This window comes from Cupriavidus sp. HY129 (genome assembly GCF_059492215.1).
The window spans coordinates 2370126-2395702 of the sequence record NZ_CP083254.1; the positions used below are offsets into that span (position 1 = coordinate 2370126).

The following is a 25577-nucleotide window of genomic DNA, read 5'->3' on the forward strand; positions in this document are numbered from 1 at the left end:
GGTGCGTGACCGGGACGATCCGTTTTCCGGATCCGCTTGCTGGCCGTTACTGGGCTTGCTTGAGCTGATCGAGAATGGCCGGGTTCTCCAGCGTCGAGGTGTCCTGCGTGATGTCCTCGCCCTTGGCCAGCGAACGCAGCAGGCGGCGCATGATCTTGCCCGAACGCGTCTTGGGCAGATTGTCGCCGAAGCGGATGTCCTTCGGCTTGGCGATCGGGCCGATTTCCTTGCCCACCCAGTTGCGCAGCTCGGCCGCGATCTTCACGGCCTCTTCAGCCGTCGGACGCGAACGCTTGAGCACCACGAACGCGCAGATCGCCTCTCCGGTGGTGTCATCGGGACGACCCACCACGGCAGCCTCGGCCACCATCGGGTTCGAGACCAGCGCTGACTCGATTTCCATCGTGCCCATGCGATGGCCCGACACGTTCAGCACGTCATCGATACGGCCCATGATCGTGAAGTACCCGGTTTCCTTGTCGCGGATCGAACCGTCGCCAGCCAGGTACAGCCTGCCGCCGAGTTCCTCGGGGTAGTAGCTTTTCTTGAAGCGCTCCGGGTCGCCCCAGATCGTGCGGATCATCGACGGCCACGGACGCTTGACGACCAGGATGCCGCCATTGCCGTTCGGCACGTCCTGCCCGGTTTCATCGACGATGGCCGCCATGATGCCCGGCAGCGGCAGCGTGCACGAGCCCGGCACCAGCGGCGTGGCGCCCGGCAGCGGCGTGATCATGTGGCCGCCAGTTTCGGTCTGCCAGAACGTATCGACGATCGGGCAACGCTCGCGGCCGATATTCTTGTAGTACCACATCCATGCCTCTGGATTGATCGGCTCGCCCACGGTGCCCAGCAGGCGCAGGCTCGAGAGGTCGTACTGCTTCGGATGGATCTTCTCGTCGGCCTCCGCGGCCTTGATCAGCGAGCGGATCGCCGTCGGCGCGGTGTAGAAAATCGAGACCTTGTGGCGCTGGATCATGTCCCAGAACCGGCCGGCGTTCGGGAACGTCGGCACGCCCTCGAACACGATCTGCGTGGCGCCTGCGGCCAGCGGGCCGTAGGTGATATAGGTGTGACCGGTGACCCAGCCGATATCGGCCGTGCACCAGAACATGTCATCGGGCTTGATGTCGAAGGTCCAGCGCATCGTCATCAGCGCCCACAGCAGATAGCCGCCCGTGCTGTGCTGCACGCCCTTCGGCTTGCCGGTGGAGCCCGACGTGTAGAGCACGAACAGCGGGTGCTCGGCGCCAACGGGTTCGGCGGGGCAGTTATCGGACTGACCGGCGGAGACGTCTTCCATCGAACGATCACGGCCTTCGGTCCAGGCAACGTTACCACCCGTGCGGCGATAGACGATCACGTTCTTCACGGCCTCGCAGCCGCCCAGCGTCAGCGCCTCGTCGGCGATGGCCTTCAGTGGCAGCGCCTTGCCACCACGCATCTGCTCATCGGCCGTGATCAGCGCCACGGCGCCCACGTCCACCAGACGTTCCTGCAGGGACTTGGCCGAGAAGCCGCCGAACACCACCGAGTGCGTGGCGCCGATGCGCGCGCAGGCCTGCATGGCCACTACGCCTTCGACGGACATCGGCATGTAGATCACAACGCGGTCGCCCTTCTTGATGCCAAGGGCCTTCATGCCGTTGGCGAAGCGGCTGACCTTCGCCAGCAGTTCCTGGTAGCTGACGCGCGTCACCGTGCCGTCGTCGGCCTCGAAGACGATGGCCGTCTTGTCGCCGAGGCCCTTCTCGACATTGCGGTCGAGGCAGTTGTACGACGCATTGATCTCGCCATCCTCGAACCACTTGTAGAACGGCGCGTTGCTTTCGTCGAGCACCTTCGTGAACGGCTTGTGCCAGTGCAGCAGCTCGCGCGCGTGGCGGGCCCAGAAGCCCTCGTAGTCCTTTGCAGCCTCGTCGCACAGGGCCTGGTAGGCCTCCATGCTGGGGATCGCGGCGGTCTTGGCGAACGACGCAGGGGGATTGAAAACGCGATGCTCCTGCATCACCGACTCGATGGCGGACATGGGTTGTCTCCTGTTTGACTTTGACTGCTTTCGGTGCAAGGTACGCTCGACGCCTTACTTAAACCTGACGGTTCAGGCAAGCATCCCACTTGCAACGATGCTGCGTCGCAACAGACCGGTGGGGCCTGATTCGGGAGACGCTGGGGCACAAGTGCAGTCGACTCTACTAAGTTAGCACAGCTATAATGCGGCGGACCCTATACCTGAACGTCGCGCACGCCCTTTCTGGCGCGCCCTTTCTCCGGCGTCAGTGTTTCCGTCGTCTCCACGTCGCACCCCTTCCTGCCGGACACCCCTTGCCCATCCACGCCTTTTTCCTGATCGCCGCCATGGCCCTGGTTGGCAGCAACGTAGGCCTGGGCAAATCCATCATCGCGGAAGTACCGGTACTGCTGTTCGCGCTGCTGCGCTTCCTGATCGCGATCGTCTGCCTTTCCCCGTGGTATCGGCCAGCGCGGATGCGCCAGGTCTCGCGCGGCGAATGGATCAACCTGTTCCTGATGGCGTTCTTCGGCACGTTCATGTTCACGTTGCTGATGCTGGGCGGCGTGCGGCTGACCAGCGCGATGGCCGCCGGGGTGATCACCAGCACGATTCCGGCCACGGTAGCCATCCTGTCATGGCTCTGGCTGCGCGAGCGGCTATCGCGGCGGACGGTGTTCTCGGTGCTGCTGGCCGTGGCGGGTATCGCGGTGCTCAATATCGCGCGCGGCAGCGGCCACGATGCCTCGACCAGCAGCGGTGGCAGCGGCGCGCTGATAGGCAACCTGATGATCCTCGGCGCGGTGGTATGCGAGTCGATTTACGTGATTCTGTCGCGCCGGCTCTCCCAGACCCTGGCCGCAATTGAAATCTGCGCCTACACGCATCTGATCGGCGGCGCGCTGATGCTGCCGCTGGGCCTGGTGCCGCTGTTGACGTTCGACTTCGGCAGCGTGAGCGGCACCACCTGGGCGATGCTGCTTTGGTATGCGCTATCGGCCAGCGTGTTCTCGTTCTGGCTCTGGATGAAGGGCGTCCGCCATGTTCCGGCACAACTGGCCGGTGTGTTCACGTCGGTGCTGCCGGTGGCCGCGGCCCTCTACGGCATCGTGGTGCTCGGCGAGCGTCCAAGCTGGGCGCACGGCGTCGCGCTGGCCTGCGTGCTCGCAGGCATCGTGCTGGCAAGCTGGCCCGGACCGATCGCGCGCCGGGCGTTCGGAGGCGACCCGGGCCGGTGACGTTCGGTTACCGAATCGCGGAGCGAGGTGTCAAATGTGCACGGTACAATCAGACCACATCCTGATTGTCTTGCTTCATTTACATTCAATTCCATGGCCCACACCCCGCTTCGCCCGATTCCCCGCATCATCTTCGCCTCGCGCTGGCTGCAACTGCCGCTCTATCTCGGCCTGATCATCGCGCAAGGCGTCTACGTCTATCACTTCCTGGTCGAAGTCTGGCACCTGCTGGCGCACGTCACGACCTTCGACGAGACCAAGATCATGCTCGTGGTGCTGGGCCTGATCGACGTGGTGATGATCTCGAACCTGCTGATCATGGTCATCGTGGGCGGATATGAAACCTTCGTGTCGCGCCTGGGCATCGACAACCACCCCGACGAGCCCGAGTGGCTGGATCACGTCAATGCCGGCGTGCTCAAGGTCAAGCTGTCGATGGCGCTGATCGGCATTTCGTCGATCCACCTGCTCAAGACCTTCATCGACGCCGACCAGCGCAGCGAACATACGATCATGTGGCAGGTCATCATCCACGTGGCATTCCTGCTCTCGGCCGTGGCAATGGCCTGGGTGGACCGCATGGTCACGCATCCGCACCCGGCCGCCGGACACGGCGCGTCCGGCGGTGCGGCAGAAGCGACACACTGACCGCCGCGCGGAGACGGCTGCCCGCCACCCGGGTGACGCCTGCGCCCATCCCGCCACCAAACCTCGTGTCGACGGCTGTATGCAAAGCGGCAGTCGTCGCCGCGACGGTGTATGATTCCGGGCTGTGTTTCACCGCTGCCCATCCCCCACAAAATGACAGTCATCAAGCAAGAAGACCTCATCCAGAGCGTCGCCGATTCCCTGCAGTACATCAGCTACTACCATCCGATGGACTACATCACCAGCCTGGGCCGCGCCTATGAGCTGGAAAAGAGTCCGGCCGCCAAGGATGCGATCGCGCAGATCCTGACCAACAGCCGCATGTGCGCCGAAGGCAAGCGCCCGCTGTGCCAGGACACCGGCATCGTGACGGTCTTCCTGAAGGTGGGCATGAACGTGCGCTGGGATGGCGCCACGATGAGCCTGGAAGACATGGTCAACGAAGGCGTGCGCCGCGCGTACAACGACGTGGACAACAAGCTGCGCGCCAGCGTGCTGGCCGATCCGGCCGGCAAGCGCACCAATACCAAGGACAACACCCCGGCGGTGATCAACATGTCGATCGTTCCGGGCGATACGGTGGACGTGATCGTCGCGGCCAAGGGCGGCGGTTCCGAAGCCAAGTCGAAGTTCGTGATGCTCAACCCGTCTGACTCGATCGTCGACTGGGTGCTCAAGACTGTGCCGACCATGGGCGCCGGCTGGTGCCCGCCGGGCATGCTGGGCATCGGCATTGGCGGCACGGCTGAAAAGGCCATGCTGCTGGCCAAGGAAGCCCTGATGGAGCCGATCGACATTCAGGACCTGCTCGCCCGCGGCCCGAGCAACCGCGCCGAAGAACTGCGAATCGAGCTGTACGAGAAGGTCAACGCACTGGGCATCGGCGCGCAGGGCCTGGGCGGCCTGGCCACCGTGCTCGACGTGAAGGTGCTGGACTACCCGACTCACGCGGCCAACCTGCCTGTGGCCATGATCCCGAACTGCGCGGCCACCCGCCACGCGCACTTCACGCTGGACGGCAGCGGCGTCGCCAAGCTGGAAGCGCCGGACCTGTCGCAATGGCCGAAGGTCGAGTGGGCACCGAACACCGAAACGTCGAAAAGCGTTGACCTGAACACGCTGACGCCGGAAGAAGTCGCCTCGTGGAAGCCCGGCCAGACGCTGCTGCTGAACGGCAAGATGCTGACCGGCCGTGATGCCGCGCACAAGCGCATCGCCGACATGCTGGCCAAGGGCGAGAAGCTGCCGATCGACTTCACGAACCGCGTGATCTACTACGTGGGCCCTGTGGATCCCGTACGTGACGAAGTGGTTGGCCCGGCTGGCCCCACCACCGCCACCCGCATGGACAAGTTCACCGAGACGATGCTGTCGCAGACCGGCCTGATCGCCATGATCGGCAAGGCCGAGCGTGGCCCCACCGCGATCGAATCGATCCAGAAGCACAAGTCGGCCTACCTGATGGCCGTGGGTGGCGCTGCCTACCTCGTGTCGAAGGCGATCCGTGGCGCCAAGGTCCTGGCCTTCGAAGACCTCGGCATGGAAGCCATCTACGAGTTCGACGTCAAGGACATGCCGGTGACGGTGGCCGTGGATAGCTCGGGCACGTCCGTCCACAAGACCGGCCCCGCCGAGTGGCAGGCCAAGATCGGCAAGATTCCGGTCGCGACGGCCTAAATCCGGCTACTTGTAGTACACCCCTCTCCCGCTGCGTGGAAGAGGGGTTGGGGGAGAAGGTGCAGTGGTTCAGATCGCGACTTGTCGTTGATGGAACAGCCCGCCCTCTCCCCTTCCCTCTTCCGCAAGCGAGAGAGGGAAGCAAACCCTCCTCGACACTGCGCGCGTGAACCCCTCCCCCGTCGGCATCTTCGATTCTGGCCTTGGTGGCCTGTCGGTCCTGCGTGAAGTGCGCGCGCTGCTGCCGCACGAGTCGCTGCTCTACTTCGCCGATTCCCGTTACGCCCCATATGGCGAAAAGCCCGAGCGGTTCGTGGAGGCGCGCACGCTGCAGGTTTGCGAATGGCTCGTCGCGCAGGGATGCAAGGCACTGGTGATCGCCTGCAATACCGCAACGATGCATGCGGTGCAGACACTGCGTGAACGTCTTGCCGTGCCGATTATCGGAGTGGAACCGGGACTCAAACCCGCCGCCGCGGCCAGCCGCAGCAAGGTGGTGGGCGTGCTGGCCACGGCCAACACACTGAAGAGCGCCAAGTTCAACCGGCTGCTGACCTCGCTCGGCAATGAGAGTCGCTTTCTCTGCGAGGCAGGCGTCGGCCTGGTACCGCTGATCGAGCAAGGCGATGTGTCGAGCGACACGGTCCGCCAAACGCTGGGTACCCTGCTCTCACCGATGCTCGAAGCTGGCGCCGACACCCTCGTACTGGGCTGCACCCACTACCCGTTCCTGTCGGAAACGATTGATGACCTGGTCGACGGACGACTGGCGCTGATCGACACGGGCGTGGCCATCGCACGCCAACTCGCACGCAAGCTCGCGGAGTTCGACCTCGCGGCCAGTCCCGACACGGTGCCGAGCGTGCGCTACCTGTCCACCAAGGACGCCGCCCATCTGCGCGAAATGGCCGCAGCGCTGCTTCATGTCGAGGCCAACGCCGAGACGGTCGTGATCGAACCTGCTCCAGCTACTGAATGAAGCCCAGCGGCCTGTGATGCCGCACCTCGGGCTTCACGGCGTGTTCCTGACGTAGCTGCGCCAGAAATTCCTCGGGCGTCAGCGCTTCGCCAAGCACCACGCACTGCCGTTTGACTGTCGCGAAATCGCCCGGTGTCAGGCAATCCATCCCATCGAGTTCCCGGCGAATCGCGTCGGTCATGTTCGTCGCATCGCCATCGAGCGCTTCGTCGACGAACATCGAGATCCGTTGCACCGGCTTGAGCGCCTGGAAGCGGATCTTGAACGAGAACCGACGCAGCGCGGCTTCATCGATCCGATCGAACAGATTGGTGGTGCAAATGAAGATGCCGTTGAAGCGTTCCATTCCCTGCAGCATCTCGTTGACTTCGGACACCTCGTAATTGCGCACCGCTTGCTGGCGGCTTTGCATGAAGCTGTCAGCTTCGTCCAGAAGCAGCACCGCCCCGTCCTCCTCCGCGCGCGCGAACATGGCCGCGATCTGCTGCTCGGTCTCGCCCACATACTTGCTCATCAGGTCGGAGGCGCGGCGAATCATAAGCGGCAGATCGAGCTCGGCGGCGATGTGCTCGGCCAACGCGGTCTTTCCCGTGCCCGGTGGCCCATAGAAGCAGAGCGTGCCGCGCTTGCGCGCGCCGAGGGCCTGCACGATCTTGTTCACCGCATAGCGCGTTTCCAGATTCAGATTATCCAGGCGATAGTGCGTCACCACGGGACGTGCCTCCGCTTCGGGCTGCAATCCCATGGCGCGATCCGCGTGTTCAAGTTGCCGCAGGATCAGCGCTTCCACGGGTTCCTCGACATCGGGCCGCGCCAGTTCCACGAACCGCGCGGCTGACTGTACCTGCGCCGGTGTCAGCGTCTTGCGGGCTGCGAGCGTGGCGATGAAGGCATCACTGACGGCCAGACCGCCCAGGTGCTTGCGGATAATGTTCTCCCGCACCAGCGGCGGCGGGATCTTCAGCTCCAGATGGAACTGGAAGCGGCGCAGGTATGCCGGATCGATCTGCCGGATCGAATTCGAGATCCAGATCACCGGCACCGGATTCTGTTCCAGAGTCTGGTTGACCCACGCTTTGCCGTTGACTGAACCGCGCGTGTCTTCCTGGCCGAACAGACTCATCAACTCGCGCGCGCTGCCCGGAAATACGTCCTCCACCTCGTCGAACAGCAGGGCCGTGCGCGGCCGCCCGCGCAGAAAGGCCTGCGAGACTTGCAGCGACCGATACCGATCCTTGCCCGAAAGACTGTTGCCATCTCGATCGAAGCAGTCGACCTCATAAAGTTCGCACTCGGCCTCTCGCGCGATCAGTCGCGCGAACTCGGTCTTGCCTGTGCCGGGCGGGCCATAGATCAGAACATTGACGCCGGTGGCATTCTGTCGCGTGGCATTGGCCATCAGTGCCGTGAGGTAACGGGCGTCGGCTTCCACATGCGGATAGTCGCTCGTCCCCAGCGTCGGCGGTGCGGCTGGCCGCGTGAACACGGCCATCATATCCGCCTCGCTGGCGTAGTTGCCGAGCAGGACGTGCAACAGACGATCGGACAGGCGCATCAAGTCGCCCAGATCGGTCACGCTGTTTTCCGGCAGGGGTTGCTCGATCAGATTGAGGGTTTCGAGCCGTGAACCCGGGCGCAGCGAGACGGCAATATCGCCGGGGCTGGCACCAGTCAGGCCCGCCAGGATCTGAAATGCTTCCTGGCTGTGAGCAACCTTGCAGTCGACCATGACCGCGCGAAGATCGCGCTTGTACTTCGCCAGCGCCGCGAACAGCAGCAACTTGCGCTCATGCTCGGGCAGGTTGAGCACGTGGCTGAGCATGTCGATATTGCGCACCAGCAGCACGCGTTCGCCATCGAGCCTCGCCGTAATGGCGGCAGACGAGGCCGCGAACACGGCAAACATGTCCTTGGCGTGGTATTTGACGTACTCGTCGAGGTAGTAAAACAGCGCACTTTCATCGAAGGCGCTGTTCCATTGGCCATGGCGATCGAGAAACTCTTCCGGGGAAAGCCGCGCAGCCCCCTTCCACGCCGGCATGTCGGCACAGCGCGCCGACAGAAACCGCTGCACGCGCAGCACCACGCCGTAGGGCCAGACCATTTCCTGCGCGCTGACAGTGAGCACGTCATTGATATTGCTGCGCAGATTGAAGCGGGGACCCAGCGCGCAGACCACGCGCAGCGCGAACTGGGCGCACATCCAGTCCAGCGGCGACGTACCCGCGACGCCGGACGAGGCGCGCAACAGCGTGGTGCGGTCGTCCATCATGCGGTCGTCATCAGCAAAACGGGTAAAGTCCATTGCCAGTTCCCTTCGCACGGGGCGTTCGGCGTCCGGACCGCGGGGAACGCGCTGCACCTGTGCCGTGTCTGCCGCTAATGGCTGTAGTTGTTAATCCTAGCGCGGTTTTGCGGGTGTGGAGCATCGGCGAGACGTTGCGTTACGCGAGCTGGCCCACGTAACGCACCCGCAACCCCGGAGTACCCATTGATGCGGCGCGCATCCGAGGATGGAAAGAATCCCGATCACGCATTGCACAATGCGCAACAAATAAGAATCATTATCGTTTATACTGTCGCCCTGATACGCTACCCAAGAGTGGCGCTCCCCCGGGAACCGGTTTCTTCGAGGTATCTATTTCTGGAGCGTTATCATCATGGAACTGCTATTGAGCCTGCTGGTCGGATGTGGCATCTCGCTGATCCTGTTCTACCGCAAGTGATTGCGCCATCTGGCGTGCACCTGTCGTTCTTCACATGTTCGATCAACGTTTCTTCAAGATCACCATCGCGGTCCTGCTGTTCCACGCAGGACTGCTGTATTTGATCCAGAGCGGGCTGGCTCGCAAGATGACGGAAGCTGTCATCGCTCCCGAGATCATCGCCCGCATCATCCCGATGGAACCTCCGCAGCAGCCGCCGGCGCCAGAGCCGCCCAAGCAGCAGCCGCAAACACCGCCCAAGCAGGTCAAGGTCGTGACGCCACGCCCGACGCCGCCCAAGCCGCAACCCACGCCTACGCCCGTGGCATCGCTACCGCCTTCGCCTACCGCGATCGAAGCGCCGCCCGCTCCGCCTGCGCCACCAGCGCCCGCTCCGGAGCCCGCCGCGCCTGCAGCCTCGGCGAATGCCGCACCGCGTGCAGTAGGTATCGGCGAAATCGCATGTTCGCCGCCTCAGGTCACGTATCCGTCGCAGTCGCGCCGGATGGGCGAAACCGGCAAGACCGTGGTGCGTTTGACCACGGACGAGACCGGACGTGTGGTAAAGACGGCCATCGTCACGTCGAGCGGATCGACACGCCTGGATACGGCGGCGGTCAATGCGGTGCAGGCGATGCGTTGCAAGCCCTATATGGATAATGGTCGCGCCGTGGCGGTAACCGCTCAGCAGCCGATCAATTTCGAACTGAACTGATTCCCCGGAATCTTTCCGACACTTCCTTACACTGACCCTTTTCAGGAACCACCATGCAGGACCTCGGACTTTCCCACCTCTGGTCGCAAGGCGATTTCGTCATGCGCGCGACCGCCATCATTCTGCTGATCATGTCGCTGCTGTCGTGGATCGTGATCCTCACCAAGGCGTGGGATCTGATTCGCCTCAAGAAGATGGCGCACGGCGCGGAAAAGCGCTTCTGGCATTCCGACGATTTCGACCACGCGCTCGACACGCTCGGCGCCAACGATGCCAACCCGTTCCGTATGCTGGCCGTCACCGGCCGCGAGGCGGCCCAGCATCACCGCGCCAGCCAGCCGCAATTGCATGACGCACTCGACATCTCGGACTGGCTGACCCGTTCGCTCAAGAGCGCGATCGACGAAGCCGTGGCGCGGATGCAGTCAGGTCTGGCCATTCTGGCTTCGGTGGGTTCGACGGCCCCGTTCGTTGGCCTGTTCGGCACCGTGTGGGGCATCTATCACGCACTGATCGGCATCGGCGCCTCCGGCGTGCCGACCATCGACAAGGTTGCCGGCCCGGTGGGCGAAGCACTGATCATGACCGCCTTCGGCCTGGCCGTGGCGATCCCGGCCGTGCTCGGCTATAACGCGCTGAGCCGTGGCAACAAGGGCGTCATCAGCAAACTGAACCGCTTCGCGCACGACCTGCACGCCTATTTCGTGACCGGCGCCCGTGTGCGCCCGACTACTGGTGGCGTCCGCGCCGATGACGCGTCGGTCCGCCTGGCCGTCAAGAACTAAGTCTGCCCGGCAGACGCAGGAAGGAAAGCATCATGGCATTCGGCACGCTCGACGGAGATGATGACGAGGTGATGAGCGAGATCAACATGACGCCACTGGTCGACGTCATGCTGGTGCTGCTGATCATCTTCATCATCACAATTCCCGTCATCAATCACGCGGTGAAGATCGACCTGCCGCGCGCGACCAACCAGCCCAACGACTCCAAGCCGCAGAGCATCAATGTCTCGATCGATGCCCAAGGCAAGGTGTTCTGGAACCAGCAGGAAGTTGACGAGGCCACACTGGATCAGCGCATTGCAGAAGCCGCCTTGCAGCAGCCGCAACCGGAGTTGCATCTGCGCGCGGACCGCGAAGTGCGCTACGAGCGCGTCGCCCAGGTCATGGCCGCGGCGCAGCACGGTGGACTCGGCAAGATCGGGTTCATCACCGAACCGAAGCACTAGGCCGGTCGCGCAACTGCGTCATCGCAACAAGGGCACCCCTCGGGGTGCCCTTGTTTTTTAGTGATCGGCGCCTTATCTGCTCAAGAGCCGTGTTCGAAGACTGATGTGGGTGTAACGAATTGCGATCTCACTTGTAATGATAACAATTCTCATTTATGATTCTCTCCATCGTCACCGACACCTATTGAATACTTCGTACGGAGAAGACCATGAGCACCCTGAGCCTGCCGATGTCGCAACCGCGTGAAGTCACGCGCCGCCGTCTGTCACTGCGCCGCGTGGAGGTTGTCCAGCAGGACAGGCGCGAGACATCGACGGCCTCGTCAGCAATCGAATCGGTCAAATCGGCGGTCGCCGCCCTGCCCGCTCGCCTCGAAGCACTGATGCGCCATGACGCGCCGGCCGACGGTAGTACCGCGCAACCCGTACCGCTGGAAGCCATCATGCACGGTGCGACGACGCTGCCGATCCTGCACAACGGGAACGTCTATACGCTGCGTGTCACGCGCTACGGGAAACTGATCCTGACCAAGTGATCTGATCAGGTGGCCGGACCGAAAGGTCGGGCATGCAAAGACTTTTGTGGGGACCGCCCTGTACCGGGGCGTTGGGCAGTAGCCAGTCGATTGGATTCCCGGCATAGCAAGCAACTCCAAACCCCTTGCCGTGCCGACCACGCCAGCCATGCCGCTTTTTATACCGCCCCGCGGACGTTGCGTTCGCGGGGCTTTTTGCTTTGGGCGCTCAGAGGCCCAGCGAAGCAATACCAGCGCGTGCGATCTGTGCGTCTTCGGTCGACTTCACGCCCGACACACCAACTGCGCCCACCACCTGGCCATTGGCGACGATGGGCACACCGCCCTCCAGCATGCCGTTCAGTACCGGGGCAGTCATGAACGAGTAGCGGCCATTGTTGATCATGTCTTCGTAGATCTTGGATTCACGACGACCCAGCGACGCGGTGCGCGCCTTCTCCGTGGCGATGTAGGCCGAAATCGGCGCTACGCCATCCAGACGCTGCATTGCCAGCGGATGACCACCGTCATCGACGACCACAATCGTGACGGCCCAGTTGTTGGCCAGGGCTTCGGCCTCGGCAGCGGCCATCACCTTCTTCACGTCATCTGCCGTCAGTACGGTTTTTTGCTGCATTACCTCTCTCCATCGATTCATGTCAGGGATAAGGCGCAAGTATATCGCCCCCCGGGGCGGGCCGATGCATTCCACGACAGCGGCAAAATGTGAAAGACCTTCACCCGACGCACGACTTGACGCGTTGTCACGCACGCAAGACACCCGGCAACGCCGGAGGCACCGGAGAGCACGCCTGCCAGTGACCGCCAGAAATGAAAGAAGCCCCAGTCAGGGGCTTCTTTCTCGGATGACATCCTGCCGGTCAATCAGTCATGCCAGCGGCCATGACCGTGGCCGCGACCATGCCAGCCCGGGCCGTAGTAGTAGCGGGGCCCACCGCGGTAGTAACCGTAGCCACCATAGTAGACCGGAGCCGGCCGCACCACGACGGGAGGAGGACCATAGTAGGCGGGTCCAGGCGCGACCATCACCGGCGGCGGTGCATAGTAGACCGGCGCTGGCGGGTAATAGGCCGGAGCACCAATCACCACGCCCGGCACGCCGATCGCCACGCCAACGCTCACATGTGCCATTGCAGCGCCCGACATCAGCGCGGCGGTCACACCGAATGCTGCGAACAACCAACGTTTCATGATCGTGCCTCTTGGAATTTGGGTTCTGGTAACCGAATTGTAGAGGCTCACGCTTTTTCAGGTGAAACGGCGGGCGCTACATTGTTACCACCGGTAACAGGCACATCACTTCTGTCGCAAGTTGAACAGCTTGCGTCCGGCAGGCTAAGCCACCACAATACCGGGCTTGCCGTGCGGCCGTGGAGAAATTGGTAGACTCAGCAGACTTAAAATCTGCCGCCTTCCGGGCTTACGGGTTCGAGTCCCGTCGGCCGCACCAGGCTCTCCTCAGACCAGCAGCGCGCAAAGCGCAGCACCAACGACCATCAGGAAGAGGAAGAGGACGCCCGCCAAGGCCAGTGGCTTGCGGCCGGCGCGAAGCAGATCGCCGATGCGGGTGTGCAGGCCGATGGCAAGCATGGCGCAAGCCAGCATCCAGTTATCGAAGCCAATCAGGACAGGCTTCCAGTCCGCCGGCACCATCTGGGCTGAATTCAGCGCCATTACAGCGACGAAACCCAACGCGAACCAAGGTACCGACCGGAGCAGCCCACGCAGGTTGCGCGAGCCACCGGACTCCTGCGACCAGCTCGTGCGGGGCCACAGCGCCATGACCAGCAGCAGCGGGCCCAGTGCGAGCACGCGTACCATTTTCGCGACCACCGCCGCATCGGCCGCACCATCGCTGACCATCTTTCCCGAGGCAATCACCTGGGCCACTTCATGCAGCGTGGCGCCGGCAAAGATGCCAAAGCTCCGTTCGCTGATGGCAAGGTGCCAGTGTAGCGTGGCGAGTTCGTAGAGCCAGGGGTAAAGCAACATCCCCACCGTTCCGAAAAGCACCACCGTGGCCACCGCCACAGCCGTTTGCCGGTCATCGGTACGCACGACCGACGACACCGCAATCGCCGCCGCCGCTCCGCAAACTGCACTACCGGCGCTGACCAGGATGGCTTCGCGACGGCTCAACCCGAAGATCGACGATCCGACCCACGTGCCGAAGAGCAGCGTGGCGACGAGCATCGTCAGTGGCACCACCACCCCACCGACGCCAAGCGCCGCAATTGCGCCAAATGTCAGGCGAAGGCCGTACAGGGCGACACCGAGACGCAACAGATGATGGCGCGCGAACTGCATCCCGGGGGCAAGCGGCGCAAGCCAGTGTTTCGGCATCGTATTGGCAGCCACCATGCCTGCGCCCATCGCCAGGGTCAGGGCAGAAAGGCCGTAATGGGCAATCGCGGGGTGATCGGCGAGGACCATGGAGATCCACGCGATGGCGCCAAGCGGAAAGAGCGTAATTAGCCTCATGCGCCAGAGCGCCAGCGCCGACTGCGGAGTCGAGGAAATCGCGGGTGTAGCAGGCGTGGAAGACATGGCGGCAACTGGTTCTCGTCGGATGCCATGCAGGGTATCGACGTACATCTAACCCGTAAAACGGGTAATATTGGTAGTCGTAACCCTAAATATCGATAAATCATGGATCAGCGCCCGCTACGCCTTACCTTGCGCCAGCTGCAGGTGTTCGTGGCAGTGGCCCAGCACGGCAGCACGATCGCGGCGGCCGACGCCCTTGCGATGTCGCAATCGGCCGTCAGCGCATCGCTGGCCGAGCTCGAGCGAGCACTGAACGGGGCGCTATTCGACCGGGTGGCCAGACGCCTTGCGATCAATGAGGCGGGACGGCAGTTCTTTCCCCGCGCACTATCGTTACTCGATCAGGCGCAGGAACTGGAGCGATTCGCCTCGGAAGGCGGCGTCCAACTGCGCATCGCCGCCAGCAACACCATCGGCAGCTATCTCCTTCCTGCCTTGCTGGCGGGCTTCCGCAATGCCCAGACGGGCCCATGCGCACTCGACCTCCGCATCGGCAACACCCAGGATGTGTTGCAGTCACTGATGAAGTTCGAGGCCGACATCGGCCTGATAGAGGGTACGAGCCATGAGCGCGATCTGCGCAGCGTGCACTGGTGCGATGACGAGATGGTGGTGGTCGTTGGGCCTACGCATCCGTTGGCCCTCGCAGGCGAGCAATCGCCGCAGTTTCACGACATGCTGCGCGATGCAGACTGGATCGTGCGAGAACCAGGCTCCGGCACGCGTGAAATCATCGAGGCCCGCCTGGTACCTGAACTGGGTGCGCTGCGATTTGCACTGGAACTCGGCAATGCGGAAGCCATCAAGCGCGCCGTCATGAGCGGATTCGGCGTCAGCTGCCTGTCGTTGCACGTCGTACGCGACGAAATCGAGCGTGGGCTACTCGTCGCGCTACGAAGCGACCTGCCCCGCGTGATCCGCCCGCTCCAGTTGGTCGTCCACCAGGACAAGTTTCCCACCCAGGGGCTGCTTGCGTTTACCGAGTACCTGCGAGGCGTGGCGCCGAGTCTCGGCGCCTGACAGCGCTATACGGCAACCGGTCAGGCAGGTTGCGGATCGCCCTGTCCGTCTTCGCGCGCGGTGTAGCGGTCGAGCAGGTGAAACAGCACGGGATTGAGCACAATCGACAGCAATGCACCCGCAAGGATCAGCGCCTGCCCCCGCTCTGGCAGGATGTCCAGATAGACACCGAGGCTGGCCAGAATGAAGGAGAACTCGCCGATCTGTGCGAGGCTCACGGCAATCGTCAGACCGGTCCGGTTATTCAGGCCAAAGGCCCTCACGATGCCGAGCGCGGCGAGCGACTTGCCGACGACGATAATCAGGAGCGTCGCCAGCACACCCCAAGGGTCGTTGACTAGCACCATGGGGTCGAACAGCATGCCCACCGAGACAAAGAACAGCACCGAGAAGGCATCGCGCAGCGGCAGTGATTCCTCTGCCGCGCGATGGCTGAACTCCGATTCGGCCAGCACCATGCCCGCGAAGAAGGCGCCGAGGGCAAACGACACGCCGAACAACGCATAGGCGCCGAAGGCCACACCCAGCGCAGTGGCCAGCACCCCAAGGCGGAACAACTCGCGACTACCGGTCCAGACAATGCGCTCAAGCATCCACGGAATGAAGCGCCGGCCAATCACCAGCATCACCGCGACGAACGCGGCCACCTTGCCAAGCGTGGAGAGGACCTCGATCAGTACCTCCATCGTGGTCGGCGCTGTCGCATTGGCATCACCGCCGCCAAGCAAGCGCGCCATGGCCGGCAGCAACACCAGCGTCAACACCATCGCCAGATCTTCGACGATCAGCCAGCCCACAGCAATGCGGCCTTGTGGCGACTCGATCAGATCGCGCTCTTGCAGCGCGCGCAGCAGCACCACGGTACTGGCCACCGAGAGTGCCAGTCCGTACACGAGCCCTTGCCCCCAGGACCAGTCGAACCCCCAGGCCACCAACATGCTGAGGGCCGTGGCAATGCTGATCTGGACGATCGCCCCCGGGATGGCGATTCGCTTCACGGCCATCAGGTCCTTGACCGAGAAATGCAGCCCGACGCCGAACATCAGCAAGATCACGCCTAGCTCCGCGAGTTCCGGCGCCAGCGTCTGATCCGCCGTGTAGCCAGGCGTGTGCGGCCCCACGACGATGCCCGCGCAAAGATAGCCGATCAGCGGTGGTAGCCTGAACTTGTTGGCAATCGCACCCAGAATGAACGCCAGCACGATACCGCCGACGATTGTGCTGATGAGCGGGGTGGCGTGATGCATGCGTCTGGGGTTCCTTTATGGTTGTCTCGATGTTCTGGGGACCACCCGCCCCTCGTGGCCGCCCCTACGGGCATCGCACGACGAGATCATGCCCCCGCGAAGGGCACAAGGAAGAGACGGATAGTACGGGAAGAGCAGACCGCGACGCGCGGGCGCCAATTGCGGCGCAACGCTCCACGGCAAGGAGAGTGCATCGGAATACAACTACGCGAGGTGGATTGCCACGCCAAGCGTCGTCCCGAATGCGGTACGGCATGACGTAATGTAACACGCGCACCACGCAGGCAAATGTGAGAGCAGTCGCAAAAAATCCGCGATGTCCCAAAGAAGCTGAAGTAGGTAAAGCTCGAAAAGCAAAACGGCGCCACATCGGGCGCCGTTTTGCTTGAGACTGGAGGCGGAGGTCGGAATCGAACCGGCGTACACGGCTTTGCAGGCCGCTGCATAACCACTCTGCCACCCCGCCAGGTGACGATGCTGGATTGTATCCGCATTCGTTGCGACCGTCGTCACCGACATAGCCACAACCCGGAGGCAATCCCGAGAAAGAAAAAGGGAAGCGCTGCTTCCCTTTGGGATTGGAGCGGGAGACGAGTCTCGAACTCGCGACCTCAACCTTGGCAAGGTTGCGCTCTACCAACTGAGCTACTCCCGCGTACAACTTTTACTGCTGTGGCAGCTTTGCTGCCGTTCCGATGACTTGCACATGCTTCGTCATGCCACCGGATGCCATTAACCTGGAGCGGGAGACGAGTCTCGAACTCGCGACCTCAACCTTGGCAAGGTTGCGCTCTACCAACTGAGCTACTCCCGCAGGGCCCTGCATCTTACCGAAAAGCAGACTATCGCGCAACTTCTTTTAAACGCGCAGCTTTATGCTGCCATTTCGCGCTATGTACCGCTTATCTTGCTGCTTTCGTTTGCGTCGTCAGCAGCGAGAACGAGATTATTGCAAAGGACGATCCGGCTCGTCAACAACTTTTTGCAGCAAATCTCACTTTTGTGTCCGAGCCCCGCTGATAACCTCGCTGCGCTCGCGAATCTGCGGCCAGGCGAGCTTCATGTAATAGAACATCGACCACAACGTGAGCACGGCTGCCAGGTAGATCATCCAGCCGCCAAGCAGCGATGCGTCCACACCGAACAGAGCGTCGTTGAATAACAGCAACGGGATCGCGATCATCTGCACCGTGGTCTTGAGCTTGCCAAGGAAATTCACCGCCACGCTCTTCGAAGCCCCGATCTGGGCCATCCATTCGCGCAGTGCCGAAATCGTGATCTCACGCCCGATGATGACCAGCGCGATCAGGTCGGCCACCCGCCCCAGCGCGAGCAACGACAGCAATGCAGCTGTCACCATGAGCTTGTCGGCCACCGGGTCGAGGAACGCGCCGAAGGCCGAGGTCTGATTCCAGCGCCGCGCCAGAAAACCATCGAGCCAGTCCGTCACTGCCGCGATGACGAAGAACGATGCCGCGGTGACGTTCTTGGTGTGCATCGGCAACCAGGCCTCGGGCAGGTAATAAACCCCGACGACCAGCGGGATCATGGCCACGCGAAGCCAGGTCAGCAGAATGGGAATGTTAAGTGGCATGGGCGGTGCTAGGGCAGTGTGTTCCCGGGCAGACAAGGCCGGATTGCGATGTCGATTGCCGCGATTGTCGCCGATTTCGGACCCGACACGTAGTTTCGGGCCGAAAACCGCCCAATTCATGGGCGCGCGAGGCTCAGTGCAACTGTCGGTAGATCTCCTCGGCCAGGGTGCGCGAAATGCCTTCAACGCTGGCCAGTTCGTCGATGCTGGCCGCCATCACGCCCCGCAAACCTCCGAAGCGTGTCAACAGCTTCTGCCGGCGGCGCGCCCCCACACCTTCGATTTCCTCGAGCCGCGAAGTGGTACGCGCCTTGGCCCGGCGCGCGCGCATACCCGTAATCGCGAACCGGTGCGCCTCGTCCCGGATCTGCGCGACCAGCATCAGCGCCGCGCTGCCTTGCCCCAGTTCCAGCGACGGCCGGCCGTCGGCAAACACCAGCGTCTCGAGACCTACCTTGCGTCCTTCGCCCTTGGCCACGCCAACCAGCAGGCCAATATCGAGACCGAGTTCCTCGAACACCTGCCGCGCGACCTCGACCTGCCCTTTGCCACCGTCGATCAGCACCACGCGGGGCATACGGGGCACGCCGTCGCCGCCATCGCCAGCCGGATCGCCACCCGCCTCCTGCAACTGCTCGACGAGCTTCTGGTACCGGCGCGTCAACACCTGGCGCATCGCAGCGTAATCATCGCCCGGCGTGATATCGGCGATGTTGTAGCGTCGGTACTCGCTGTTCTGCATCTCGTGATGATGGAACACTACGCACGATGCCTGCGTGGCCTCGCCAGCGGTGTGACTGATATCGAAACACTCGATGCGCAATGTCGCCAGATCCTCCAGGTCGAGGCCAATGGTTTCGGCCAGCGCGCGCGTGCGCGCCTCCTGGCTGCCCTGCTCTGCCAGCCGACGAGCCAGCGCCAAGCCCGCACCCTGCGCGGCCATCTCCAGCCATGTCTTGCGCTGGCCCTGAGGCTGGCGCACCAGCGTGATCTTCCGGCCCGCCTGCATCGACAGCGCCTCGACCAAGGCGGAATCGGCCGGCCGATGACTCACCACCACGATGGGCGGCGGTGCCTGATCCAGATAGTGCTGCACCATGAAAGCGGACAGCACGCGAGCGGCGATGCGGTCGATGGGCAACTGATCCGTATCGGCAGCCGCTCCTTCATGCGCGCTACCGTCTGCCTCGTCTCCCTCCTCCACGATCATCGCCGCCTCGTCGACGTGGGCCGGGAAGTACGCCTTGTCGCCGAGATGACGACCACCGCGCACCATTGCCAGGTTCACACAGGCACGCCCACCCTGCACCGCCACGGCCAGGATGTCGATGTCGCGCGCCTGGCCGACTTCCTCCACGGCCTGCCGCTTGAGCACGGTCGACAGCGCGGCGATCTGGTCCCGAACCGCCGCAGCCTGCTCGAACTCCAGTTGCACCGCATGGGCTTCCATCTTGGATTGCAGACCCTCAAGCACCTCGGTCTCGCGGCCCTGCAGGAAGCGCGCCGCGTTCGACACGTCCCGCGCGTAGTCGTCCTCGCTGATCGCGGCGACGCACGGCCCGGTGCAGCGGTGGATCTGATGCAGCAGGCACGGCCGCGTGCGATTGTTGAAAACCGTGTCCTCGCAGGTTCGCAACTGAAAGACCTTCTGCAGGATCTGCATGCTCTCGCGCACGGCGTGCGCGCTCGGGAACGGCCCGAAATACTGGTGCTTGCGATCGGTGGCGCCACGGTAGTACGCCATGCGCGGGAACTTGTGCCCGGTCAGCTTGAGGAATGGATAGGACTTGTCGTCGCGAAACAGAATGTTGTAGCGCGGCGCCAGTGCCTTGATGAGGTTGTTCTCAAGCAGCAGCGCTTCCGCCTCGGTCCGCACCACCGTGGTGTCGATGCGGGCGATCTTGGCCACCATCATCGCAATGCGCGGCGACAACTGCGTCTTGTTGAAATAGCTCGAGACCCGCTTCTTCAGGTCGCGCGCCTTGCCGACATAGAGGATGTTGCCGTCGGCATCGAAGTAGCGATAGACACCAGGCAACCCCGGCATACGCGCCAGGATCGGGCGCGGGTCGAACGCCGGCGCGCCGGACGATTCCGGGGCATCGGATTCCGGGGGCATTGTCTCGGTGGGAAGGACGGGTTCCTGCTCGGGCATCGGGGACGGAAAGTGTGTGACGTAACGCGCCAACGTGGGGCGCTCGCTCTAGAATCGCAAGTTTAGAGCAATTCTCCCGCCGGACTTTCCGCAGGCGGGCACCGTCATCGTCATGCCAATCCGTTCCTGGGACATCTTTTGCACCGTCATCGACAACTTCGGCGACATCGGCGTCTGCTGGCGACTGGCGCGCCAACTGGCGCAGGAGCACGGTCATGCGGTGCGACTGTGGGTCGATGACCTGACCAGCTTTTCCCGACTGGCACCCGAGATTGATGTGACGGCCACCCGCCAGCGGCTGGCCGGCGTGGACGTGCACACCTGGGATCCAAAGCCAGAGGCACCGTTCGAGCCCGTCACGCCACACGACGTGGTGATCGAGGCCTTCGCCTGCCATCTCCCCGAGCCGTTGCAGGCCGCCATGGCCGCGGCCGATCGCAAACCAATTTGGATCAATCTTGAATACCTGAGCGCCGAGGCCTGGGTCAGCGAACATCATGCGATGGCCTCGCCCCATTCTCGGCTGCCACTGACCAAGTACTTCTTCTTCCCGGGATTTGCACACGGCACCGGGGGCCTCTTGCGCGAATCCATGCTCGGCGCATCACGCGCGGCATTTCTGGACAGCCCGGCCGCACAAGCCACGCTTTGGCACCGACTGGGCGTGCAGCCGATCGCAGGCGCCCTACGGACGAGCCTGTTCGCTTATACAAACCCGGCCTTACCTGCGCTACTCGAACAATGGCGCGATGGCGCTACGCCGGTCCAATGCCTTGTGCCACAAGGATTGGCCGCCACGCAGGCGGGTGGGTGGCTCGGCGCGACGCTAGAACCGGGGGGATCGCACGAGCGCGGCAATCTGACCCTGCAATGCATCCCGTTCGTGCGCCAGGAACACTACGATGAACTGCTGTGGGCCTGCGACATCAACTTCGTGCGCGGCGAGGATTCATGCGTGCGGGCGCACTGGGCCGCCAAGCCAATGATCTGGCACATCTACCCCCAGGATGACCACGCGCACCGCGAGAAGCTCGACGCCTGGCTCGGCCGGTTCTCACGCTCCGGCGTGGTGCCCGAGGCTTCCGCCGCGCTGACGAATTTCACGCACGCGTGGAATGGCTACGGCCATGCACCGGATTGGGCGGCGTTACAGGCACAATTACCCGCCCTCACTTCCGGTATGGACCGCTGGCAGCGGCAGTTGCAGCACTTGGGAGATCTGGCGGCGAATCTCGTGGCCTTCTGCGAAAATCGGGTAAAATAGCCGGCTGATTTTTATGGCGAGCCAAGTTCAAAGGCCCAAGAACAGCAAACGCCGGCTGCGCCCTTCGCCATACCGATTTCCGGGCACCTACAACGATCCCGGACCATTTTTTTCAGGAAAACAGTTCAGATGAAAATCGCACAGGAACTCCGCGTCGGCAACGTGTTCATGATTGGTTCCGACCCGATGGTGGTTCAGAAGGCCGAGTACAACAAGTCAGGTCGTAACGCCGCTGTCGTCAAGATGAAGTACAAGAACCTGCTGACGGAAGCCCCGGGCGAATCCGTCTTCAAGGCTGACGACAAGTTCGAAGTCGTGGTGCTGGAGCGCCGCGAGTGCACGTACTCGTACTTCGCCGACCCGATGTACGTGTTCATGGACACCGAGTACAACCAGTACGAAGTCGAGAAGGACAGCATGGGCGACTCGCTGAACTACCTCGAAGACGGCATGGTGGTGGAAGTGGTGTTCTACAACGACAAGGCCATCTCGGTCGAAATGCCGACGACGCTGGTTCGCGAGATCATCTACACGGAACCGGCCGTCAAGGGCGACACCTCGTCGGGCAAGGTGCTCAAGGGCGCCAAGATCAACACCGGCTTCGAACTGCAAGTGCCGCTGTTCTGCAACATCGGTGACAAGATCGAAATCGACACGCGTACCGGCGAATACCGCAGCCGCGCCAACTAAGATCTCTTAGGGCATACGCAAAAAAGGGCAGCTTCGGCTGCCCTTTTTTCTTTCTACCGATCCATTCTTGCGGATTCATGTCTGGGTGGCGTAGATCCACCACCCGGCGGCCTGAGTCGCTCAAGCGATCAGATCGTGTTCCTTTAGCAGGCGCAGCGCGGCACGGTATTCGCCCTCTTGCTGCAACTTGTTCCAGTCCAGCGGCTTGCGGCGACCGAACAGCTTGCGGATGCGCCGCTGCGAGGCCTTGCCGATCGACACATCGAGTTCATTCAACAACTGGTCCGCGCGATCCGGGTGGTTGCAGATCAACACCATGTCGCAACCCGCCTCGAGCGCGGCGCGCGCGGCCTGGGTAACGGTACCGGCCACGCTCGCGCCCTCCATGCTGAGGTCGTCACTGAAAATCACGCCCTCAAAACCAAGCTGGGTGCGCAGGATGTCCTGCAGCCAGTAGCGCGAGAAGCCCGCCGGGTTCGGATCGACCTTCGGGTAGATCACGTGGGCAGGCATCACCGACGCCAGCGCCGGGCCCATCCAGTCATAAGGGCGGGCATCCTGGGACAGGATTTCATCAAGACCGCGCTCGTCCACCGGAATGGCCACATGCGAATCGGCTTCGACATAGCCATGCCCCGGGAAGTGCTTGCCGCAGTTCGCCATGCCGGCCAGCAGCAGTCCGTGCGTCAGATGGTTGGCCAGCATGGTCACCACACGAGGATCGGCATGGAACGCACGATCGCCAATGACACCACTGCGGCCATAGTCGAGGTCGAGCACCGGGGTGAAGCTCAGGTCGATGTCGCAGGCACGCAGTTCGGCCGCCAGCACGTAGCCGCAAGCCATCGCCACCTTGGTGGCAGCCAGCACGTCACGGTCCCACAGCGCCCCGAGCCGGGACATCGCCGGCAAGTGCGTGAAGCCATCGGTCTTGGCACGCTGCACGCGGCCGCCTTCATGGTCGATGCAGATGAGCGCATCGTCACGAACTTCACGAATGGCCCGCGTCAGCGCCACGAGTTGCGCACGCGATTCGAAGTTGCGCGCAAACAGGATCACACCACCCGTCAGCGGGTGGGCAATGCGACGCGCATCCTCGGCGGTGAGTTCCTTGCCCACGACGTCGAGCACTACCGGGCCCGGCCGCTTGCCGGAGACTTTCTTGTTCATATCGAATATCGAATTCAGTTCGAAGCGGGTTCGGATTGCGGGGCCGCCAGCTGACCACCCCGCTCGGCGATCGCGAACGCGACCGCATATTCATGTTCGTCACTGACACTGACACGAACGGTCAGGCCGCGTTCCCGCACCCATTCCGCCAGTTCGCCAGTGCAATGCGGCGCGGGCTCGCCCGATGGCTGGTTCAGCAGCTCCATCGCACGCCACGTCATCGGCCAGCGCATCCCCAGGCCAATGGCCTTCGAGAATGCCTCCTTGGCCGCGAAACGCGTGCACAGGAATGCCAGGCCGCGTTTTTCCGAGCGTGCCTTGCGTGCAAGATAGATCTTCATCTCGCGCGGCCCGAGAATCTTCTCGACAAAGCGACCACGCGTGCGCTCCATCACACCGCGCACGCGATCGATCTGGATGATGTCGGTGCCGACGCCGTAGATCACGCGGGCTGACCCGGAACCGGGTAACGGGTACCGAGGCGCGCCGCCACCATGATGGCCTTCATCTCGCGCACGGCGTTCTGCCACCCGGCAAACACCGCGTGAGCAACGATCGCGTGACCAATGTTGAGCTCCTTGATCCCCGGCAGCGCAGCAATCGGCTGGACGTTGGTGTAGTGCAGGCCGTGGCCGGCGTTGACGATCAGACCATGCTTCTGCCCCGCTTCCACGCCCGCCGCCACACGGCGGAACTCGACTGCCTGCTCGTCCGCGGTATGCGCATCGGCGTAGCGGCCAGTATGGATCTCGATCACCGGCGCCTTGCACGCGGCAGCGGCGGCAATCTGGTCAGGGTCAGCATCAATGAACAGCGATACACGGATACCCGCGTCGGCCAGTTGCCGGCATGCGGCGCTGACCTGCTCGAAATGGCCCGCCACGTCGAGTCCACCTTCGGTAGTGACTTCCTCGCGCTTCTCAGGCACCAGGCAGACGTCCTGGGGCTTGATCTCGCACGCAATGTCGAGCATCTCGGAAGTGATCGCGCATTCCAGATTCATGCGCGTGGCCAGCTTCGGGCGCAGCGCGCGCACGTCGGCGTCGCGGATATGGCGACGGTCCTCGCGCAGATGCAGCGTGATCAGGTCGGCGCCGGCCTCCTCGGCCTGCAGCGCTGCCTGAATCGGATCGGGATACACCGTGCCGCGCGCGTTGCGCAGCGTGGCCACGTGGTCGATATTGACCCCGAGGTCGATGACACCGGGGTTCGCGTGGAAAATCATGCCGGCTTCTCTCAGGAGAATTGGGATATCAAAGGTACTGCAGATCGATCAGGATCTGGCGCGTCTTCAGCGGCGCACCCTGCAAATAATAATGCAGCAGGAACCGCATCAGTGCGCGGCTTTGCGAAACGGTCTGCGCGCGCGAGTAATCATCCTGCGCCATATCCAGCAGCGTCTGTCCCGACACCACGGGCCAGCTCGACGGATCTGACGCATGCGCGCGCCGCACCCCGCGCTCGGGCTGGTAGACGTAATCGAGCCCTGGCTGCACGCGTTCACCCGATCGGAGGCACTGATCAAACGCTACCGCAAACCCAGTCTCCTGCAGCAACACCCGCTCGAAGCTGCGCAATACGAAGCTGGCCGGCTCGCCATGCGACAGGCGCGTCAGCGTCGCCATGTAGTGTCGGAACAGGGCCGGATGCGCGTCCTCGCGCGGGCAGAAACGCAGCAGCAGTTCGTTCAGGTAGAAGCCGGAAAGCAGTGCGTCGCCGGCAAGCGGCAGCATGCCGCCCACGTACTCCGCCTTGGTCAGCGTCTTGACCTCGCCGCGGCCGGTCCAGGACAGGGCGATCGGATGAAAATGCTGCAGCACCGCGCGCAGTGCGGAATGCGGCCGCTTGGCCCCTTTCGCGACCATGGCCACGCGACCGTGATCGCGCGTAAAAACGTCGAGAACCAGACTGGTTTCGCGATAAGGATGCGCATGAAGCACGAAGCCCGCCTCATTGGTGACGCGCAGTTCCGAGCGAGCCGGAACGATACGCATCGCGCGATCCATCATTTCGCGCCCGGCTGCCACCGAGGGGCTAACCGCCGCGTTCATGGCAGGTACTGCGCCAGACCCCAGCAGTTCCGCGGCTTCCTCGGCAATCGGGTCAGCGCTGCGCGCACGCGGCGCAGCAGCGCGGCGCACGTCAGGCAT

The 25577-nt window shown here is 63.0% G+C and carries 23 protein-coding genes and 4 tRNA genes; 12 read left to right on the plus strand and 15 right to left on the minus strand.

What is annotated here, in order from left to right; translation table 11 throughout:
• Positions 1–46: 46 nt before the first annotated feature.
• On the minus strand, positions 47–2029 hold the full coding sequence (gene acs / locus K6G35_RS10825) for an acetate--CoA ligase (RefSeq protein ID WP_495675720.1): 1983 nt from the start codon (positions 2027–2029) through the stop codon (positions 47–49).
• 296 nt (positions 2030–2325) lie between these two features.
• On the opposite strand from acs, the gene K6G35_RS10830 reads away from it, so the two are divergent.
• The 4 genes from K6G35_RS10830 (at position 2326) to murI (ending at position 6553) form a co-directional block, all read left to right on the plus strand.
• Entirely contained in the window at positions 2326–3249 is a 924-nt protein-coding gene (locus K6G35_RS10830) for a DMT family transporter (RefSeq protein WP_495675721.1), read from the plus strand.
• Positions 3250–3342: 93 nt separating this feature from the next.
• Positions 3343–3897 carry a TIGR00645 family protein gene (locus tag K6G35_RS10835; RefSeq protein WP_008642401.1) on the plus strand — a complete coding sequence of 185 codons (555 nt, stop codon included), beginning with the start codon at positions 3343–3345 and terminating at the stop codon, positions 3895–3897.
• A gap of 153 nt (positions 3898–4050) precedes the next feature.
• The gene (locus tag K6G35_RS10840) at positions 4051–5574 is read left to right on the plus strand and encodes a fumarate hydratase (RefSeq protein ID WP_008642400.1); all 1524 of its coding nucleotides are present in this window, start codon (positions 4051–4053) and stop codon (positions 5572–5574) included.
• A 166-nt stretch (positions 5575–5740) separates the two neighbouring features.
• Positions 5741–6553, plus strand: a complete 813-nt coding sequence (murI, locus tag K6G35_RS10845; RefSeq protein ID WP_186424942.1) for a glutamate racemase — start codon at positions 5741–5743, stop codon at positions 6551–6553.
• On the opposite strand, the gene K6G35_RS10850 is transcribed toward murI, so the two are convergent.
• Positions 6543–8858 (minus strand): AAA family ATPase, encoded by a 2316-nt coding sequence (locus K6G35_RS10850; protein WP_495675722.1) that lies wholly within the window; start codon positions 8856–8858, stop codon positions 6543–6545. The two genes, murI and K6G35_RS10850, sit on opposite strands and share 11 nt — an antisense overlap.
• 455 nt (positions 8859–9313) lie before the next feature.
• Between K6G35_RS10850 and K6G35_RS10855 the strand changes: the two genes are divergently transcribed.
• From K6G35_RS10855 to hemP, 4 genes are all read left to right on the plus strand, one after another.
• Positions 9314–9973 (plus strand): energy transducer TonB, encoded by a 660-nt coding sequence (locus tag K6G35_RS10855; RefSeq protein ID WP_186424940.1) that lies wholly within the window; start codon positions 9314–9316, stop codon positions 9971–9973.
• A 53-nt stretch (positions 9974–10026) separates the two neighbouring features.
• On the plus strand, positions 10027–10758 hold the full coding sequence (locus tag K6G35_RS10860; RefSeq protein WP_008642395.1) for a MotA/TolQ/ExbB proton channel family protein: 732 nt from the start codon (positions 10027–10029) through the stop codon (positions 10756–10758).
• 32 nt (positions 10759–10790) lie between these two features.
• On the plus strand, positions 10791–11204 hold the full coding sequence (locus K6G35_RS10865; protein ID WP_008642394.1) for an ExbD/TolR family protein: 414 nt from the start codon (positions 10791–10793) through the stop codon (positions 11202–11204).
• 209 nt (positions 11205–11413) lie between these two features.
• Complete coding sequence (gene hemP / locus K6G35_RS10870) at positions 11414–11740, plus strand: hemin uptake protein HemP (protein ID WP_008642392.1); 327 nt, start codon at positions 11414–11416, stop codon at positions 11738–11740.
• A 208-nt stretch (positions 11741–11948) separates the two neighbouring features.
• Here hemP and K6G35_RS10875 read toward each other — a convergent pair whose 3' ends face one another.
• Together K6G35_RS10875 and K6G35_RS10880 are read right to left on the minus strand one after the other, a co-directional pair.
• The gene (locus K6G35_RS10875; RefSeq protein ID WP_008642389.1) at positions 11949–12356 is read right to left on the minus strand and encodes a heme-binding protein; all 408 of its coding nucleotides are present in this window, start codon (positions 12354–12356) and stop codon (positions 11949–11951) included.
• A gap of 248 nt (positions 12357–12604) precedes the next feature.
• The gene (locus K6G35_RS10880; RefSeq protein ID WP_008642387.1) at positions 12605–12931 is read right to left on the minus strand and encodes a hypothetical protein; all 327 of its coding nucleotides are present in this window, start codon (positions 12929–12931) and stop codon (positions 12605–12607) included.
• A 173-nt stretch (positions 12932–13104) separates the two neighbouring features.
• Between K6G35_RS10880 and K6G35_RS10885 the strand changes: the two genes are divergently transcribed.
• A tRNA-Leu gene (locus K6G35_RS10885) sits at positions 13105–13190 on the plus strand.
• Between the two features lie 8 nt (positions 13191–13198).
• On the opposite strand, the gene K6G35_RS10890 is transcribed toward K6G35_RS10885, so the two are convergent.
• On the minus strand, positions 13199–14287 hold the full coding sequence (locus K6G35_RS10890; protein WP_035882251.1) for a YeiH family protein: 1089 nt from the start codon (positions 14285–14287) through the stop codon (positions 13199–13201).
• Between the two features lie 102 nt (positions 14288–14389).
• Between K6G35_RS10890 and K6G35_RS10895 the strand changes: the two genes are divergently transcribed.
• On the plus strand, positions 14390–15307 hold the full coding sequence (locus K6G35_RS10895; protein ID WP_008642384.1) for a LysR family transcriptional regulator: 918 nt from the start codon (positions 14390–14392) through the stop codon (positions 15305–15307).
• Positions 15308–15327: 20 nt separating this feature from the next.
• Here K6G35_RS10895 and K6G35_RS10900 read toward each other — a convergent pair whose 3' ends face one another.
• The 6 genes from K6G35_RS10900 to uvrC form a co-directional block, all read right to left on the minus strand.
• Positions 15328–16554, minus strand: a complete 1227-nt coding sequence (locus K6G35_RS10900) for a cation:proton antiporter domain-containing protein (protein WP_008642382.1) — start codon at positions 16552–16554, stop codon at positions 15328–15330.
• A gap of 392 nt (positions 16555–16946) precedes the next feature.
• Positions 16947–17020, minus strand: a tRNA-Cys gene (locus tag K6G35_RS10905).
• A 113-nt stretch (positions 17021–17133) separates the two neighbouring features.
• Positions 17134–17209 (minus strand) — tRNA-Gly (locus K6G35_RS10910).
• Positions 17210–17292: 83 nt separating this feature from the next.
• Positions 17293–17368: transfer RNA gene (locus K6G35_RS10915), tRNA-Gly, on the minus strand.
• Between the two features lie 180 nt (positions 17369–17548).
• A complete protein-coding gene (gene pgsA / locus K6G35_RS10920) occupies positions 17549–18148 on the minus strand; it encodes a CDP-diacylglycerol--glycerol-3-phosphate 3-phosphatidyltransferase (RefSeq protein WP_008642380.1) in 600 nt (199 codons plus the stop codon).
• A 133-nt stretch (positions 18149–18281) separates the two neighbouring features.
• Positions 18282–20267, minus strand: coding sequence for an excinuclease ABC subunit UvrC (uvrC, locus tag K6G35_RS10925; RefSeq protein ID WP_495675723.1), 1986 nt, complete (start codon positions 20265–20267; stop codon positions 18282–18284).
• 148 nt (positions 20268–20415) lie between these two features.
• Between uvrC and earP the strand changes: the two genes are divergently transcribed.
• Positions 20416–21567, plus strand: a complete 1152-nt coding sequence (gene earP, locus K6G35_RS10930) for an elongation factor P maturation arginine rhamnosyltransferase EarP (protein WP_495675724.1) — start codon at positions 20416–20418, stop codon at positions 21565–21567.
• Between the two features lie 129 nt (positions 21568–21696).
• Positions 21697–22257: an elongation factor P gene (efp, locus tag K6G35_RS10935; protein WP_008642375.1), complete on the plus strand. Its 561-nt coding sequence runs from the start codon at positions 21697–21699 to the stop codon at positions 22255–22257.
• A 120-nt stretch (positions 22258–22377) separates the two neighbouring features.
• Here efp and nagZ read toward each other — a convergent pair whose 3' ends face one another.
• Genes nagZ through recO form a run of 4 tightly spaced genes read right to left on the minus strand, consistent with a single transcriptional unit; the run spans position 22378 to position 25577 of the window.
• Positions 22378–23427, minus strand: a complete 1050-nt coding sequence (nagZ, locus tag K6G35_RS10940) for a beta-N-acetylhexosaminidase (protein ID WP_495675725.1) — start codon at positions 23425–23427, stop codon at positions 22378–22380.
• Positions 23428–23441: 14 nt separating this feature from the next.
• Positions 23442–23873 carry a holo-ACP synthase gene (gene acpS, locus K6G35_RS10945; RefSeq protein WP_011517009.1) on the minus strand — a complete coding sequence of 144 codons (432 nt, stop codon included), beginning with the start codon at positions 23871–23873 and terminating at the stop codon, positions 23442–23444.
• The gene (gene pdxJ, locus K6G35_RS10950; RefSeq protein ID WP_008642368.1) at positions 23870–24652 is read right to left on the minus strand and encodes a pyridoxine 5'-phosphate synthase; all 783 of its coding nucleotides are present in this window, start codon (positions 24650–24652) and stop codon (positions 23870–23872) included. Before pdxJ ends, acpS begins: the two co-directional genes overlap by 4 nt.
• A 28-nt stretch (positions 24653–24680) precedes the next feature.
• A complete protein-coding gene (recO, locus tag K6G35_RS10955) occupies positions 24681–25577 on the minus strand; it encodes a DNA repair protein RecO (RefSeq protein WP_008642366.1) in 897 nt (298 codons plus the stop codon).

What these genes read in the sequence shown, in the direction of transcription:
- acs (WP_495675720.1), bottom strand. Translation starts at nt 2,029, where the DNA reads ATGTCCGCCATCGAGTCGGTGATGCAGGAGCATCGCGTTTTCAATCCC.
- K6G35_RS10835 (WP_008642401.1), top strand. Translation starts at nt 3,343, where the DNA reads ATGGCCCACACCCCGCTTCGCCCGATTCCCCGCATCATCTTCGCCTCG.
- K6G35_RS10840 (WP_008642400.1), top strand. Translation starts at nt 4,051, where the DNA reads ATGACAGTCATCAAGCAAGAAGACCTCATCCAGAGCGTCGCCGATTCC.
- K6G35_RS10850 (WP_495675722.1), bottom strand. Translation starts at nt 8,858, where the DNA reads ATGGACTTTACCCGTTTTGCTGATGACGACCGCATGATGGACGACCGC.
- K6G35_RS10855 (WP_186424940.1), top strand. Translation starts at nt 9,314, where the DNA reads ATGTTCGATCAACGTTTCTTCAAGATCACCATCGCGGTCCTGCTGTTC.
- K6G35_RS10860 (WP_008642395.1), top strand. Translation starts at nt 10,027, where the DNA reads ATGCAGGACCTCGGACTTTCCCACCTCTGGTCGCAAGGCGATTTCGTC.
- K6G35_RS10865 (WP_008642394.1), top strand. Translation starts at nt 10,791, where the DNA reads ATGGCATTCGGCACGCTCGACGGAGATGATGACGAGGTGATGAGCGAG.
- hemP (WP_008642392.1), top strand. Translation starts at nt 11,414, where the DNA reads ATGAGCACCCTGAGCCTGCCGATGTCGCAACCGCGTGAAGTCACGCGC.
- K6G35_RS10875 (WP_008642389.1), bottom strand. Translation starts at nt 12,356, where the DNA reads ATGCAGCAAAAAACCGTACTGACGGCAGATGACGTGAAGAAGGTGATG.
- K6G35_RS10880 (WP_008642387.1), bottom strand. Translation starts at nt 12,931, where the DNA reads ATGAAACGTTGGTTGTTCGCAGCATTCGGTGTGACCGCCGCGCTGATG.
- K6G35_RS10890 (WP_035882251.1), bottom strand. Translation starts at nt 14,287, where the DNA reads ATGTCTTCCACGCCTGCTACACCCGCGATTTCCTCGACTCCGCAGTCG.
- K6G35_RS10895 (WP_008642384.1), top strand. Translation starts at nt 14,390, where the DNA reads ATGGATCAGCGCCCGCTACGCCTTACCTTGCGCCAGCTGCAGGTGTTC.
- K6G35_RS10900 (WP_008642382.1), bottom strand. Translation starts at nt 16,554, where the DNA reads ATGCATCACGCCACCCCGCTCATCAGCACAATCGTCGGCGGTATCGTG.
- pgsA (WP_008642380.1), bottom strand. Translation starts at nt 18,148, where the DNA reads ATGCCACTTAACATTCCCATTCTGCTGACCTGGCTTCGCGTGGCCATG.
- uvrC (WP_495675723.1), bottom strand. Translation starts at nt 20,267, where the DNA reads ATGCCCCCGGAATCCGATGCCCCGGAATCGTCCGGCGCGCCGGCGTTC.
- earP (WP_495675724.1), top strand. Translation starts at nt 20,416, where the DNA reads ATGCCAATCCGTTCCTGGGACATCTTTTGCACCGTCATCGACAACTTC.
- efp (WP_008642375.1), top strand. Translation starts at nt 21,697, where the DNA reads ATGAAAATCGCACAGGAACTCCGCGTCGGCAACGTGTTCATGATTGGT.
- nagZ (WP_495675725.1), bottom strand. Translation starts at nt 23,427, where the DNA reads ATGAACAAGAAAGTCTCCGGCAAGCGGCCGGGCCCGGTAGTGCTCGAC.
- pdxJ (WP_008642368.1), bottom strand. Translation starts at nt 24,652, where the DNA reads ATGATTTTCCACGCGAACCCCGGTGTCATCGACCTCGGGGTCAATATC.
- recO (WP_008642366.1), bottom strand. Translation starts at nt 25,577, where the DNA reads ATGCCTGACGTGCGCCGCGCTGCTGCGCCGCGTGCGCGCAGCGCTGAC.